General features: G+C 39.9%; 21 protein-coding genes and 1 pseudogene. All 22 read right to left on the bottom strand.

Features of this window, described 5'->3' with window-relative positions; all coding sequences use genetic code 11:
- Positions 1-49 precede the first annotated feature (49 nt).
- Entirely contained in the window at positions 50-223 is a 174-nt protein-coding gene (locus B7709_RS10100) for a hypothetical protein (protein WP_084970976.1), read from the bottom strand.
- Between the two features lies 1 nt (position 224).
- A pseudogene (locus tag B7709_RS01080) lies at positions 225-1003 on the bottom strand (hypothetical protein).
- Between the two features lie 151 nt (positions 1004-1154).
- Entirely contained in the window at positions 1155-1505 is a 351-nt protein-coding gene (gene rbfA / locus B7709_RS01075; protein ID WP_001273601.1) for a 30S ribosome-binding factor RbfA, read from the bottom strand.
- Positions 1506-1674: 169 nt separating this feature from the next.
- A complete protein-coding gene (gene infB, locus B7709_RS01070) occupies positions 1675-4461 on the bottom strand; it encodes a translation initiation factor IF-2 (protein ID WP_084970974.1) in 2787 nt (928 codons plus the stop codon).
- A gap of 16 nt (positions 4462-4477) precedes the next feature.
- Positions 4478-4777, bottom strand: a complete 300-nt coding sequence (locus B7709_RS01065; RefSeq protein WP_084970972.1) for a YlxQ-related RNA-binding protein — start codon at positions 4775-4777, stop codon at positions 4478-4480.
- Positions 4770-5063 (bottom strand): RNase P modulator RnpM, encoded by a 294-nt coding sequence (rnpM, locus tag B7709_RS01060; protein WP_000857555.1) that lies wholly within the window; start codon positions 5061-5063, stop codon positions 4770-4772. The genes B7709_RS01065 and rnpM overlap by 8 nt, the downstream gene beginning before the upstream one ends.
- 21 nt (positions 5064-5084) lie before the next feature.
- Positions 5085-6221, bottom strand: coding sequence for a transcription termination factor NusA (gene nusA, locus B7709_RS01055; protein ID WP_084970970.1), 1137 nt, complete (start codon positions 6219-6221; stop codon positions 5085-5087).
- Positions 6222-6263: 42 nt separating this feature from the next.
- A complete protein-coding gene (gene rimP / locus B7709_RS01050; RefSeq protein WP_000338695.1) occupies positions 6264-6743 on the bottom strand; it encodes a ribosome maturation factor RimP in 480 nt (159 codons plus the stop codon).
- A gap of 126 nt (positions 6744-6869) precedes the next feature.
- A complete protein-coding gene (trmB, locus tag B7709_RS01045) occupies positions 6870-7505 on the bottom strand; it encodes a tRNA (guanosine(46)-N7)-methyltransferase TrmB (protein WP_001266087.1) in 636 nt (211 codons plus the stop codon).
- The gene (gene ccrZ / locus B7709_RS01040; RefSeq protein WP_084970968.1) at positions 7502-8296 is read right to left on the bottom strand and encodes a cell cycle regulator CcrZ; all 795 of its coding nucleotides are present in this window, start codon (positions 8294-8296) and stop codon (positions 7502-7504) included. The genes trmB and ccrZ overlap by 4 nt, the downstream gene beginning before the upstream one ends.
- A 162-nt stretch (positions 8297-8458) precedes the next feature.
- Complete coding sequence (locus tag B7709_RS01035) at positions 8459-9070, bottom strand: CPBP family intramembrane glutamic endopeptidase (protein ID WP_084970966.1); 612 nt, start codon at positions 9068-9070, stop codon at positions 8459-8461.
- 30 nt (positions 9071-9100) lie between these two features.
- Complete coding sequence (gene blpZ / locus B7709_RS01030) at positions 9101-9349, bottom strand: immunity protein BlpZ (protein WP_061454541.1); 249 nt, start codon at positions 9347-9349, stop codon at positions 9101-9103.
- Between the two features lie 42 nt (positions 9350-9391).
- Positions 9392-10081, bottom strand: a complete 690-nt coding sequence (locus B7709_RS01025) for a CPBP family intramembrane glutamic endopeptidase (RefSeq protein WP_084970964.1) — start codon at positions 10079-10081, stop codon at positions 9392-9394.
- Positions 10082-10112: 31 nt separating this feature from the next.
- On the bottom strand, positions 10113-10346 hold the full coding sequence (locus tag B7709_RS01020) for a bacteriocin class II family protein (RefSeq protein WP_084970961.1): 234 nt from the start codon (positions 10344-10346) through the stop codon (positions 10113-10115).
- A 186-nt stretch (positions 10347-10532) separates the two neighbouring features.
- Positions 10533-10937, bottom strand: a complete 405-nt coding sequence (locus B7709_RS01015) for an immunity protein (RefSeq protein WP_084970959.1) — start codon at positions 10935-10937, stop codon at positions 10533-10535.
- Between the two features lie 28 nt (positions 10938-10965).
- The gene (locus B7709_RS01010) at positions 10966-11286 is read right to left on the bottom strand and encodes a hypothetical protein (RefSeq protein ID WP_000645118.1); all 321 of its coding nucleotides are present in this window, start codon (positions 11284-11286) and stop codon (positions 10966-10968) included.
- A gap of 14 nt (positions 11287-11300) precedes the next feature.
- The gene (locus B7709_RS01005; protein ID WP_084970957.1) at positions 11301-11528 is read right to left on the bottom strand and encodes a bacteriocin class II family protein; all 228 of its coding nucleotides are present in this window, start codon (positions 11526-11528) and stop codon (positions 11301-11303) included.
- Positions 11529-11736: 208 nt separating this feature from the next.
- On the bottom strand, positions 11737-11871 hold the full coding sequence (locus tag B7709_RS10370; RefSeq protein ID WP_275655628.1) for a hypothetical protein: 135 nt from the start codon (positions 11869-11871) through the stop codon (positions 11737-11739).
- 286 nt (positions 11872-12157) lie between these two features.
- On the bottom strand, positions 12158-12388 hold the full coding sequence (locus B7709_RS00990; protein WP_084970951.1) for a Blp family class II bacteriocin: 231 nt from the start codon (positions 12386-12388) through the stop codon (positions 12158-12160).
- 67 nt (positions 12389-12455) lie between these two features.
- Positions 12456-12725: a bacteriocin-like peptide BlpJ gene (gene blpJ, locus B7709_RS00985; RefSeq protein WP_084874606.1), complete on the bottom strand. Its 270-nt coding sequence runs from the start codon at positions 12723-12725 to the stop codon at positions 12456-12458.
- Positions 12726-13023: 298 nt separating this feature from the next.
- Positions 13024-13185, bottom strand: a complete 162-nt coding sequence (locus B7709_RS10395; protein WP_084970949.1) for a Gip family bacteriocin immunity protein — start codon at positions 13183-13185, stop codon at positions 13024-13026.
- A 4-nt stretch (positions 13186-13189) separates the two neighbouring features.
- Positions 13190-13387, bottom strand: coding sequence for a class IIb bacteriocin, lactobin A/cerein 7B family (locus B7709_RS00975; protein WP_084874605.1), 198 nt, complete (start codon positions 13385-13387; stop codon positions 13190-13192).
- Between the last annotated feature and the right edge of the window lie 173 nt (positions 13388-13560).

Below are 13560 nucleotides of genomic sequence, written 5' to 3'. Positions count from 1 at the left end.
CTGCTAGTTTCTTTCATTTTTCTTTAAAATGACTCTTTTAACAAAAAAATCATTCTTTATCCTCCGGTTTTGCTAACCAGTGAGCCGTATCCATTAACTTATCTACAAGAAATAACTTCCCTAGACCAACAACAAGATTGTCATCTTTTTTCATCACTTTTAAACCTTGCATCGTAAAAAAGTAATTCCCATAAGTTTTAGCTATCATTTTTATGAGACCCATCTTACTCACCTTCGATGATTTCTACTTCTTTTCGGATAATATCAACATCTTTTTGATATTGAACTTCATTGTAGTTAACTAGTTTGGACAATTCCTGTTGCAATCTTTCTCCCATCGGCTTCATGGTCGCAAAGGTTAAGCCACCAGAAATGACTCCGCCTAGGATAGGAATCACTTTCCCCATTCCTTTGGCTAAACCTCCTTTTGTCAGATTAACACCAAAAATTTTCAAAATTCTCTCTAAAATAGGATACCAGAGCGTCTTTGTCAAAGCTTTCTTATTCACTACTTTTATGACTTGTTTGGCTACTGTCACTCCGCCTGATCGAAGCAGGGCACCTGCACCATTTACTCCCAGCATCACACCAAGATACAGTAAGAGTGTGTTTTTAGCATCTTCGCTCAACTCATTGCGCGATGCCCATAGATCATCAAATCCGTAAATATACCCTAGTTCTTGAGCTAGTTTTAATGAGAAAGCGTAAAACTGTGCTACATCTGTTGGAATAGTAATTGCCATGGCTAGCCTCCAGGTAAACCTGCCAATACCGAAGTTCCGCTGGCCAACAAGACGTTGTCCTTAATACAGGCCTTTGCCACTCGATCCAAGCTTTCCTGAGGCAACAATGAAGTCGGTCCTTGTTCTAATAAGGTTGCAATATCCTTGCGATCTAATTCCTTGGAAAATTTTTCCACCAAAAATTTCTCTCGATCAACTTTGACTACGGGAAGTTTCACCACTTGTTGCAATACTTGCATAGCTATATCTTGTTTAGCCATTTGTATCTCCATTTTTCATTCATATTATGCTTTATCATATCATACTATTTGAAATTTACAAATTTTTTAAACTGCGTTTTACAAGTGCAACATATCGATGATTAGCAAACAGACTACTCTGAAAAGAAAAAAGAGGGTCAATCCCTCTTTCTTAATTCTTATCCAGATTACGTAGCATTTCGTCAATCTTGTTTCCATATTCGATGGATTCGTCTTTGACGAAGGTCAAATCTGGGATTTTGTACAATTTCAAATTGCGACCAAGTTCACGTTTGATGGTACCAGTTGCTTTTTCAAGCCCAATCTGAGCTTTTTGGTTATCCGAAGCAAGGTTACTCAAAATGGTGTAGTAAACCTTGGCAACAGATAGGTCCCCCAGCATCTGAACATCTGTGATGGTCACACCTTGGACACGAGGATCACGGACTTTCTTTTGCAAAATCTCATTGACTTCACGCTTGATTTCCATGCCCACACGATCCGTACGGAAATGATTTGCCATGTTTCTTCCTTTCACTTTTATAATGAACCAAAAGCTAGGCCAGCAGACCTAGCTATTTCTAATAGATAGAGGAACAAGAGCCATTTGAATCTAGGAAACAAGCCTTTGATAGAACTGAAGTTCATCAAGGCGCTGTTGACAACGAGTCAAATGAGCTATCGTTTCTCTATTATCTCTTAATTTCTTCCATGACATAAGCCTCAATGACATCATCCATCTTGATATCATTGTAGCCGTCGATCATCAATCCACCTTCACGACCGTTAGTAACTTCTTTGACATCATCTTTGTAGTGTTTCAAGCTTGCGAGTTCGCCATCATAGATAACGACGCCGTCACGGATGACACGGACTTTAGAGTCACGGGTAACCTTACCACTTGTAACCATGAATCCACCGATGGTTCCCACTTTGGACACCTTGAAGGTTTCACGGATAACCGCTTCACCGATGATTTTTTCTTCGAATTCAGGATCCAACATCCCTTTCATGGCTTCTTCCATCTCTTCGATAACCTTGTAGATAATGCTGTGGAGACGGATTTCCACATCGTCTGCTTCTGCTTGTTGACGCGCTTGTGGTGTAGGGCGCACATTGAAACCGATGATAAAGGCATTTGAAGCTTCCGCAAGAGTCACGTCAGATTCATTGATGGCACCAACCGCTGAGTGGACGATGGTAACTTTGACACCTTCTACGTCAATCTTTTGAAGTGAGGCAGAAAGGGCTTCGACAGAACCTTGTACGTCGGCCTTGATGATAACGTTAACTGACTTGAGTTCACCAGCTTTAAGTGTATCAAAGAGGTTTTCAAGGCTGACACGTTGCGTTGCTTGACGTTGTTTCATAAGGGCACGTTTGGCACGTTCTTCACCTGCTGCACGCGCAGATTTTTCATCTTCGTAAACAGCAAAGTGGTCACCCGCCATTGGCGCTTCGTTCAAACCTGTGATAGAAACTGGTGTTGATGGTCCTGCAACCTTGACACGACGACCAAGGTCATTGGTCATGGCACGGACTCGACCGAAGGTATTTCCGACAACAATTGGGTCTTGAACATTCAAAGTACCTTGTTGAACAAGAAGGGTTGCAACCGCACCTTTTCCTTTATCCAAGCGAGCTTCGATAACCGTACCGATCGCACGAACTGTTGGGTCTGCCTTGAGTTCTTGGATTTCAGCCACAAGAAGGACTGTTTCCAAGAGTTCATCGATATTTTGATTGAACTTAGCTGAAATTTCGACAAACTCAGAGTCCCCACCCCAAGCTGTTGACATGACACCATGCTCTGCCAATTCACCGATAACGCGTTCTGGGTTGGCACCTGGTTTATCAATCTTGTTGATGGCTACGATGATTGGGACGTTGGCTGCTTTTGAGTGGTTGATGGCTTCGATAGTTTGAGGCATAACACCGTCGTCTGCTGCTACGACCAAGATGGTAATATCGGTAACAGATGCACCACGCGCACGCATCGATGTAAAGGCCGCGTGTCCTGGTGTATCAAGGAAGGTAATCTTCTTGCCATTTTCAACGATTTGGTAGGCACCGATATGCTGCGTGATTCCACCTGCTTCTCCTGTTGCAACACGAGAGTTACGAAGGGTATCTAGAAGGGTTGTTTTACCGTGGTCAACGTGTCCCATGATGGTTACAACTGGTGGACGCTCAACCAATTCATCTTCATTGAGATAACCATCTTCGACAAAGAAACGTTCGATGTCCGCATTGTCCACTTCAACCTTTTGTTTGGCTTCGATACCATAATCTACCAATAGGAGTTCAATGGTTTCTCCATCCAAAGATTGGTTTTGTGTGGCCATAACACCCATCATAAAGAGTTTCTTAACGATTTCAGCTGGTTCACGTTTGATCCGTTTTGCGATTTCCGCAACAGTCATACCATCTGTATATTCAAATTCTGTTGGCAATTCATGGAACTTACGTTCTGTAACAGGTTTTGGTGCCTGATTGCGGTTATTTTGCTTGTTGCCTTTTTTATTTTTCTTGTTGTTATTCCAGTTACTATTTCTTTGATTTCTCACTTGATTCTGACTACTTCGATTCTTTTGTTGTTTTCTAGGACCATCTTCTTCGTGATCATAATCGTCACGTTCTTTGTCTGGTCGAGCTTGTTTTTTACGACGTGTATCCACTGGCGCTTCTTTCGCTACAGGAGCTACTGTTACGGCTGGCTGAGTTTGTTCAGCTAACTTAGCAGCTTCCTCAAAGATTTCCTCAGGCTCCTTGCGTTTATTAGCTTGAGCCAAAGCTTCTTTAGCAGCTTGCGATTGTTTGAAGCGCTCCTCGCTTGAGCGTGCGTACTCTGCATTTTGCTCTGCTTTTAGGGCTGCTGCACGGGCTTTAAAGTCAACACGTGGTCCAGCTGGTTTTGGCTGGAAGTCTTGTTGCTGACGGCGATCATTGCCACGATTTCCTTGACCTTGTGGTTTCTTCCCTTGGTCGTTAAAACGGCGATTGTCGCGGTTTCCTTGACCAGGTTTGCCACCATTACGGCCGTCGTTTTTCGGACGGTTACCGTTTTGTTGTTGGTCACGGTTGTTGCCCTTGTTTTGTTTGCGTCGCTCTGCCTGCTCTTTGGCACGCGCCTCACGCTCCGCCTTGAAGTTTCGGCTCTGCGGTCTTGCAGCCACCACTTTTTCTTCCTTAGGAGCTGCAGGTGTAGCTGGTTTGCTTTCTTCCTTAGCGACAACTGGTTTATCCGAAACAGACTTTTCTGCTTTCTTTTCTACACTTGCTTTTGGTGCTGCAGGTTTTGCTTCTGCCTTAGGAGCAGGTGCAGGTTTAAAACTAGCAGCAATTTGCTCAGCAGCGGCAGCTTCTACGCTCGATGAGTGGCTTTTTACATCCAAACCCAACTCTTTTGCACGCGCTACAACTTCTTTACTTTCTTTTCCAAGTTCTTTTGCGATTTCGTACAATCTTTTCTTAGACAAATCATGTCCTCCTCTTCTATTCCATAAGAGACCTCATTTTCTTTGTAAATCCAGCATCTGTCACAGCCAAAACCTTTCTAGATTTTCCGACTGCTATGCTTAATTCCAGTGTTGAAAACACGGTTATAACTTCTACTTGATAATAGTCACTTTTATCTTGAATCTTCTTGGTTAGATTGGGACCAGCATCATGGGCTAGAAAGACTAGCTTGGCTTTCTGTTCTTGGATAGCCTTGACCACCAATTCCTCACCCGATATGATCCGGCCTGCTCGTTGAGCAAGACCCAAGAGATTGCTTACTTTTTGCTTATTCAAGTCCTAACTCTCTTCTTTTTACTTTGTGATCCACATAGGCGATCAACTCGTCATAAAAGCTTTCTTCCACTTCCATGTTAAAGCTACGGTTAAAGACTTTCTTCTTTTTTGCCTCTAGGGCTTCTGCATTGTCTAGCTTGATATAAGCGCCACGGCCATTGGCCTTGCCTGTCGGATCGATAAAGATCTCTCCTTCTTTGTTCTTGACAATGCGGAGCAAATCACGCTTGTCAATCACTTCGTTGGACACAACAGACTTGCGCAAAGGGATTTTTCTTGTTTTCATCTTTCCCTCCTCTAGCAGCTTTTATTCTTCGATCAATTCATCTACATCTGCATAATCAATTTGACCTGCTTCTTCCATAGCTTCAAATTCGCTGGCAGACTTGATATCGATACGGTAACCCGTCAAGTGAGCCGCCAAGCGAACGTTTTGTCCACGACGACCGATAGCAAGAGAAAGTTTGTTATCAGGTACAACGACCAAGGCACGTTTGCTGTCATTTTCATCAAAGATAACTTGGTCAACCTCTGCAGGTGCGATGGCATTGTAGATGAACTCAGCTGGATCTGCTACCCACTCAATAACGTCGATGTTTTCTTCGACAGGAATCATGCGATCGCTCTTGGCATCGTAACGAGCTGGGTGGAATTTGCTGGTGATTTTCTTAATATTGGCACCACCACGCCCAACGATTGTCCCGATAGCGTCCACGTTTGGATTGTGGCTACGAACGGCAACCTTGGTACGGTCACCTGCTTCACGAGCTACGCTCATGATTTCAACAGTTCCATCGTAGACTTCTGGAATTTCTTGCTCCATCAAACGCTTAATCATTTCTGGATGGCTACGGCTAACAAAGACGTTGACGCCACGAGGGTTGTCTTCAACCTTGTAGACATAGACCTCAATACGATCGTGGGAAGCAAATACTTCTCCAGGGATTTGGTCTTGTTTTGACAATTGCGCTTCGATGCTGCCAAGATTGACATAGATGAAACGGTTGTCGAAACGTTCTACTGTACCAGACATGATTTCTTGTTCATGTTCTTTGTATGTATTATAAGTGATGGCACGTGTTTGCTTACGCATTTTTTCCATGATGGTTTGTTTGGCAGATTGGGCTGCTACACGACCAAACTCAGCTGGTGCTTCTTCAAACTTGATTTTGTCACCAAGCTCATAGGCTGAATTAATGGCAAGGGCATCTTTCAAGCTGATTTCCAAACGACTATCAAATACTTCATCAACAACTTCACGAACAGTATAGACAGTAAAGTCACCTGTCTTTTCATTGAAGTCGATGGCTACACTGTCAGATTGACCATAGCGTCTGCGATAAGCGGAACGAAGCGACTCTACTACTGCGTCGATGATGTCTTCTTTTTTGATTCCCTTGTCTTCTTCCAAAATGCGGAAGGCCTCTAGCATTTCTTTACTCATGTTCTTTTTACTTTTGAATCCTCAAAAGCTATCCTTTCTTTTCTATAGTTTTACTGCTAAACGTGCTTTTGATACTAAACTGTATGGAATTTGGACGGTTTTCTTACGTGTCTTGTCCATATATTCCATGGTCAACTCGTCCTCTTCAAAGGATACCAAGGTTCCTTCAAAGACTTTTTGCTTATCGATGGCTTGGTAGAGCCCGACATGGATGTATTTCCCAACTGCTCCAGCGACAGCATCCTTGGTTTTCAAAGGACGTTCCAAGCCTGGACTGGTGATTTCTAGGAAATATTGTTCTGGGAAGGGATCAGGCTTGATGGTGTCTAGGACAGGACTGATGATTTCTGTCAAGTCTGCCGTGTCGTTCAAGGTAATTCCTTCGGGTTTATCTACAAAAATACTGAGAATCATGTCACTGCCAATCTTTCCATACTCGATATCCACGAGTTCGAAAGGCGCTTGGATGACAGGTTCTACAACTTCTCTGACTAATTCTACGATTGTTGCGATTGCGTCCACCTCCTCATAAGCAAGAGGCGAAGATATTTCCCCGCCTCTCTTTCTCATATTCTTACTATCAGTATAGCACGTTTGTCAATTTATGTAAAGCATTAGCACTCAAACAGCTGGTTTTCAAGCTATTTCTTAAAATTCTGCTTCAACTCGGTAGATCACTTGACCCTTGTTGGAGAATTTTTGCTCATACTCTGTCATGACATTGCCTTCAAAATCACTGGCATGCAAGTCCAACCAAACTCCATTCAGTTTCATCCCATACTGAGAAAAACTCACCAAACTGTACTCAAACAAACCACGATTGTCTGTCTTGAAATGGATTTCCCCATTCTCAGGCAAGATGCGCTTGAAGGTGTCCAAGAAACTCTTGTAGGTCAGACGGCGTTTTTCATGGCGTTTTTTAGGCCAGGGATCTGAAAAGTTTAGGTAGAGACGATCAATCTCACCGTCTTCAAAGTAGTCCGTCAAATCCGAACCATCTACCCACAACAACTTGATATTAGGCACTCCAACTTCTAATACCTTATCCAAGGCATAACTCAAGACCGACTTTTGGATGTCAATCCCGATATAGTTGATGTCAGGGTTTTGTTTGGCCATTCCTGATACGAAGGCTCCTTTGCCACTCCCAACTTCAACATGAATAGGATGATCATTTCCAAACAAGTCTCGCCATTTCCCTTTAGCTTCCAAGGGATTGAGGACAACATACTGGGGATTAGCCTCTAGTAACTCTGTCGCCCCTTTACGATTTCTTACTCTCATCTTTTCTTTCCATACTTGTCACGGAAGACACGCAAGGCATAAATCTCCCGGTTTACATTATCTAAATCTTGATTTACAAAGTATTTGGTAATCTGGCTCAAGTAAGAATACTGGCCATACCAATACAATTTATCTAACACTGTCTGATTGTACTTATAACCGTAATAAGTCAGCCAATCATGCCAATGTTGCTCTGGAATATAATGACACAGCATATGCGCCACATCAAACATGCGATCCGTCAGGCGAACCGAATCCCAATCCACTAGATAAACGAGCCCACTCTCTGTCTCAATCCAATTACTATGACGAAGGTCCCCATGCACAATCGTTGCATGATCTTCCCTAAAACCTGGAACCGTTCTGCGCAAATCATCAATCACCGAATTTAAGTACTGATGTCGTTTCAAGACTTCAGGCGCTTCTTGCTTCCAAGACTGCAACAAGTCTACTGGCGTCTCCATGGTATATCCCAAACGGCTCAACTGCTTCATCAAGGGACGTGAGCGGTGGAGACGTGTCAAGATATTGATAATCTGCTTGCGATTCATATCGTGCGGTGTCAAGATTTTACCCGTCAACCATTCTTGGGCACACATATCACGACCATCTGGCAAACGACGAGTCCATAGTAATTGAGGAGCGATTTGTTCTCTGGCTAGGCCAGGTAGGATTGGAGAGGTGTTCATTTTTACAAAGACGCGCTTCCCATCAGGATAGCTTCCCATATAAGCCTTGCCACTCTTCCCAGGTATAGGGGTCAGCGTTAGCTCATTATCACCCAAGTCCATTTCTTTCCTCCGTATAAAGTTTCCTTACTATTCTACTAGTTTTTGGTCCATTCGTCAACCGCTTCACACCCGATTCCCAAAGAAAAGCATCTCAATTGATTCAGGCTATCATTATAGCTTTAAGAAGGCAAGCACCGTCTTCTGCTTACCTTTCCATGATTTTTAGAAATAAGTTAAAAGTGGCAAACTGTTGTAAGACATGTGGACTAGAGTAGAAACCCACAAATTTTGGCTCTTTTTGTAAGCAAAGCCCAGCAACAAGCTCCCAAGTAGATAATAGAAAAACGAAGGCACATCATAAGGTTCATGCATGAAAGAAAAGAGAGAGGAAGTCAGTACAAGCCCTAACCAAGAATTTTCAAATATAGCCCCCTGAAGAAGTCCTCTGAACATGAGTTCCTCCTGGATTGGTCCCAAAACTGTAATACTTACAATAAAGGAAAGCGGAAGCCCTTTACTCGTTTCCTCAAGGTGTTGAGCCGAGGCACCAGAAGCAACTGAGAAAAAGGTATGATAACCTATATTTACTAGCACAGTAAGAAGAAAGGTTCCAATAAACAGCAAGAGTTGTTTCTTGCTTAAATTACCAAAAGAAATCATATCAAACCATTTCGCATAGCCAAAACTAAGGAAAAGCAAGAGACTCTTTACAACAATGAATGTGTACTGGTGTTGAAAATAATCCCCTTGATTGATGGAATACCCCGCTGCACCAACGATTGCAAATACTAAAAATCCAAAAAACAAGGCATGACACTTATTGAAAATGGCCATACAGCTATCCTCCTCAACAAACAGACTTTCCTACAAGTCATCCTTGAGCTCTAGTCTTTCCAAAACAAACCATTTTAGTAACCAAAATCCGATAACATAACCAGCTCCTAAGAATATAGCCATAAAAGCTAACATGGGATTCAGGGAAGAAAAGACCGCCGCAGATACAAAGGTTAACACAAAAACATTAAAGGCAATGGTGTCAGAAGCCAAGACTAGAATATAAGGTGTCAACCAGTCTAAAGTTTTTGAATCTAGAAAAAATAAGTGTTTATACATGATGAACTCCTCTATAGCTAAAAAGCAAGCCTTTTGGTTTTTTCACCCCAAGACCCTATGTAGAAAAGTGAGCAAAAATGGTAATGTCGCTACGATATTATTGATAACATGCACCGCATAGGATGGATAAATGCTCTTGGTATAGCGGGTCAAACCAGCAAAGATGATTCCAACTGTTGCAAAGACGAAGATATCTAACAGACTAGGCAGGCTTGAAAAATGAGGGAGAGCAAATAAAATAGAAGGAAGAAGCAAATCAAGACCAAATCGCGAATGCTTAAAGAAAGCGTGTTGCAGTAATCCTCTATAGATTAACTCTTCCATCAGTGGAACCAGAAAGAACAGGGCTATATAAATACCTAGCTCTGCAAAGTTAGTCCCACTATAACCAATCAATACAGCCCAACCTTCCGCAGTTGACTGAACATGTTTAGCTGTCTGAACGTTAAAAGAGATCTGGAGCACTACCACTAATACTGTCAAAATCGAATACCAAAGCCATTTTTTTCTTGGAATGCGAAAGAGATAACCATGGCCTGTCTTAACAAGAACCACAATCATGACTCCAATAAAAAGTAAACTCAAGATATTTTGAATCCAGAAGAAATTGCCTATCTGAGAAGAAAATTGCCAATAGTTTTGGACGATAAGCGTCAGCTGAGAAAGACCAAATACGAAAAATAGGTAGGATAAAATTGCACTTGTTTTGAATAGAAGCTGATACTTTTTCATAGAAATTCTTCCTCATTTCTTATATTTCAGCCTATATTCCACATAAATGAAAACCTGCTCCTATATAACCAAGGTCACGATAACCACGCGGGCAGTACCCACTTACTGGGAAAGGACCTGAATTTTTTAATATAGAAGGGTAAGAAACAAATGGACTGTCCTGATAAGCATACCCTCTATAAATACCAGATACATCCCCACCCTCTATACAAGCAAGCATTTTAGTATCCATAATTTCAAATTGTTCCATCATTTTTGTATTCATGACAAATACTCCTTTTTATTTTTAATTTTTTGTTCTGTTACAACTTTGACAAGTTTAGTATATCATTGTTTTTTAAAATTTTTCATCCAAATCTTGAATTGTCATCGAAACATCTTGAATTGCAAAAACTTTATTATAAAAGGTAAATGTTTCGAAAACACTTACCCTTTTATACTTCATTAACCTCTACTTTTTATAATACTTCAAACCCCAAATAAGCAAAAGCATGATAAGCAAGCATAGAACCGCGCCAATATAGGCGATTAGTTGTTGGTAATATTCTCCTGCTGTGATACCTCTATACAAACAGATAATAGACATAAAGCCTGTCAAGCCGATGAACATGAGTTGATTGGTTCTAGGACTAACCAAATCATCATCTTCAAATTTTTTCACTCTCATTTCCCTAGTGAGATAAACAGTAGCCAAAATAGAAGCTAAGTTAATAACCACTAAAAGAAATTGGAAAACCAAGGAAAAATTTAAAAATTGACGAGATAGAAATAGATAAGTAGAGACAAGCAAGGGTATCTGTCCGAACAACACCCTCACTAAGAATACATTGCTTTTTTTTGCAAATATTTTTTTCATTGCTTTCTCCATTACAATTAAATGACATCTAATCATTTTCTAAAATTTGATAACTTTTGTGAAATGTTTTAGCAGAAACAACTCTATGATTGGTGATATCTATATAATCACCTGGATAACCAAGAACATACATTCCATAACCAGCGAATCCCCCTCCAACTGTTCCAACTAGACCAAACTTGATATTCGTTGCGAGAGAAGTGTTGAGACCTGCCATTAGAATGCGCACATGATTATCCAACCAAACCATATAATTTTTTTGAAAAGCTTCCTCTACCCAACTTGGTTTAGGAGTTGCTTGACCAATTTCCCAAACATCAACAATTTGATTCCCATATTTTGCCTTCATAGCTTCAATCCTTTTTAAATACCATTACATGAGTTTGGAGTTCCCCCTATACCATAAGGACCACATGGTTTTGAAAAATGTATAATAGGCCACTTACCATTTAATTGATCCAAAGTTGGAGAAGGTGCTAGCCCACCCAATAAACCAGCAATCATATCTCCCCAACCTCCGAAACCTCCTTCAACTTTCGCAAGCATCTCAGTATCCATAATTTCAAATTGTGACATCGTTTTTGTATTCATGACAAATACTCCTTTTTTATTTTTAATTTTTAATTTTTAATTTTTAATTTTTGTCTTGTTGCAACTTTGACAAGTTTAGTATATCATTGTTTTTTAAAATTTTTCACCCGAATCTTGAATTGTCATCGAAACGTCTTGAATTGCAAAAACTTCATTATAAAAGGGTAAGTATTTCAAAAACACTTACCCTTTTATACTTCATTAGCTTCTACTTTTTATAATACTTCAATCCCCAAATGAGCAGAAGCATGATAATCAAGCAGAGAATAGCGCCAATGTAGACAATTAATTGCTGATAGGATTCTGTTGCTGTGATACCTCTATACAAACCAATAATAGACATAAAGCTTGTCAGATTGATGAACATAAGATGATTAGTTTTTGAACCGACCAAATCATCATTTACTTCTATTTAAGAGCATCTCTTTCACGTTAATGTACGTTAATACTAAAAAACAATACAGGCCAATAATATTTAAAATGAACAGTAATGGGGTTAAGTCTCTAAAAAAATTAGCCACTGACACTATAAGAAATACTATAGATACTATAGTTGAAACTATTTTTTTCTTATCCATAATTATTTACTCCATTCCAAGTAAAGCCAACTTATCAATGAAGAGCGATTTCTAACAGAATGTAGCAGCACCCGTTGCTCCTCCACCCCAAAAACCAGCAGCAGCTCCAGATACAGTACCAAAGAAAGGTAGCGTTACAGTTCCCACGGCACCACCAGCAACTCCTCCAGTCAATGCACCTCCAACTACACCTAGTCCACATTTTATCCAACCGCCACCTTCAACGCAAGCAAGCATATCAGTATCCATAATCTCAAATTGTTCCATCATTTTTGTATCTATGACAAATACTCTTTTTTAAAAAACTAAAATAAATCAGAATAGAATCCTCATAATTTCACTATAAGTCTTACCAACTTAGTCCCAATTTATCACCAACCATACCTCCTAGGCATGTTAATCCACCCCCAATTGCACCAATGTGTGCTCCAACAAATGCACCAGCAAGTCCACCTACTCCTAAAGTGGCCAAACCTGCTCCAGTTCCACCAGTTATAATTCCCGTAGTGACTCCTGTAATCAGTGCATTTCGACAATCAGTGGAGCTATACCCACCTTCAACTTTCGCAAGCATTTCAGCATCCATAACCTCTAACTGTGACAACATTTTTGTATTCATGATAAATACCTCCTTTTTTATTTTCATTTTTTTACCAAAGTCTTAAATTCAATAAACAAATAGAATTTTTTTATAGTATCTTTTTGATTTTCTTAAAAAAGTATGTACGTATACTATCTTCTTAAAGGTAGCAGTACCTATTTTTTAGTTTAAGATTTCAATAATCTTGAGTATCTAAAATATCTTAATTTTCGTTACTCTCCTTGCAATAAAAAGTTTTACTATACTATTTATTATCTTGCAGAAATTAAAAAATATTAGTAAATTAATAGTTTGTAGTTAAGTTTTTTTATTTCCATCAACCAAGTAAAGTATCAACAATTATATAAACTATTGATAATATAATTAAAATTTTGCTAACTACCTTATTTCCATCATTCTTAGATAGCTGTGATATTTTGTAAGTAAGTAAATAAGATAGTAAATTAATAGCAATAATAATACTATATTTAAAAATCATAATCTTACAAAGAGGACATAATTCCTGAACCTACACAAATAAGTGTTGCTGCTCCCCCAGTTATCGGACCAGCCGCAGCAGCTAATAGCACTGCTCCAATACAACCACCGATTGCAGATCCTAAATTGCCTCCTCCTCCACTAACTATTTCGAGTTCCTCAGCATCCATAATCTCAAATTGTGACATCATTTTTGTATTCATGACAATTACTCCTTTTTTATTTTTAATTTTTGTCCTGTTGCAACTTTGACAAGTTTAGTATAACATTGTTTTTTTTTAATTTCTCACCCAAATCTTGAATTGTCATCGAAACGTCTTGAATTAGCTTTTCATTTGAAACCACCTCTAAATTTTTTAAAAAAAGATAATTTCTA

The sequence above is a fragment of the Streptococcus oralis subsp. dentisani genome (assembly GCF_002096335.1).
GTDB lineage: Bacteria > Bacillota > Bacilli > Lactobacillales > Streptococcaceae > Streptococcus > Streptococcus oralis_Z.
This window is presented reverse-complemented; position numbering and strand designations above follow the sequence as displayed.

What these genes read in the sequence shown, in the direction of transcription:
- B7709_RS10100 (WP_084970976.1), bottom strand. Translation starts at nt 223, where the DNA reads ATGGGTCTCATAAAAATGATAGCTAAAACTTATGGGAATTACTTTTTT.
- rbfA (WP_001273601.1), bottom strand. Translation starts at nt 1,505, where the DNA reads ATGGCAAATCATTTCCGTACGGATCGTGTGGGCATGGAAATCAAGCGT.
- rnpM (WP_000857555.1), bottom strand. Translation starts at nt 5,063, where the DNA reads ATGAAAACAAGAAAAATCCCTTTGCGCAAGTCTGTTGTGTCCAACGAA.
- nusA (WP_084970970.1), bottom strand. Translation starts at nt 6,221, where the DNA reads ATGAGTAAAGAAATGCTAGAGGCCTTCCGCATTTTGGAAGAAGACAAG.
- trmB (WP_001266087.1), bottom strand. Translation starts at nt 7,505, where the DNA reads ATGAGAGTAAGAAATCGTAAAGGGGCGACAGAGTTACTAGAGGCTAAT.
- ccrZ (WP_084970968.1), bottom strand. Translation starts at nt 8,296, where the DNA reads ATGGACTTGGGTGATAATGAGCTAACGCTGACCCCTATACCTGGGAAG.
- B7709_RS01035 (WP_084970966.1), bottom strand. Translation starts at nt 9,070, where the DNA reads ATGGCCATTTTCAATAAGTGTCATGCCTTGTTTTTTGGATTTTTAGTA.
- blpZ (WP_061454541.1), bottom strand. Translation starts at nt 9,349, where the DNA reads ATGTATAAACACTTATTTTTTCTAGATTCAAAAACTTTAGACTGGTTG.
- B7709_RS01025 (WP_084970964.1), bottom strand. Translation starts at nt 10,081, where the DNA reads ATGAAAAAGTATCAGCTTCTATTCAAAACAAGTGCAATTTTATCCTAC.
- B7709_RS01020 (WP_084970961.1), bottom strand. Translation starts at nt 10,346, where the DNA reads ATGAATACAAAAATGATGGAACAATTTGAAATTATGGATACTAAAATG.
- B7709_RS01015 (WP_084970959.1), bottom strand. Translation starts at nt 10,937, where the DNA reads ATGAAAAAAATATTTGCAAAAAAAAGCAATGTATTCTTAGTGAGGGTG.
- B7709_RS01010 (WP_000645118.1), bottom strand. Translation starts at nt 11,286, where the DNA reads ATGAAGGCAAAATATGGGAATCAAATTGTTGATGTTTGGGAAATTGGT.
- B7709_RS01005 (WP_084970957.1), bottom strand. Translation starts at nt 11,528, where the DNA reads ATGAATACAAAAACGATGTCACAATTTGAAATTATGGATACTGAGATG.
- B7709_RS10370 (WP_275655628.1), bottom strand. Translation starts at nt 11,871, where the DNA reads ATGTCTATTATTGGTTTGTATAGAGGTATCACAGCAACAGAATCCTAT.
- blpJ (WP_084874606.1), bottom strand. Translation starts at nt 12,725, where the DNA reads ATGAATACAAAAATGTTGTCACAGTTAGAGGTTATGGATGCTGAAATG.
- B7709_RS10395 (WP_084970949.1), bottom strand. Translation starts at nt 13,185, where the DNA reads ATGATTTTTAAATATAGTATTATTATTGCTATTAATTTACTATCTTAT.
- B7709_RS00975 (WP_084874605.1), bottom strand. Translation starts at nt 13,387, where the DNA reads ATGAATACAAAAATGATGTCACAATTTGAGATTATGGATGCTGAGGAA.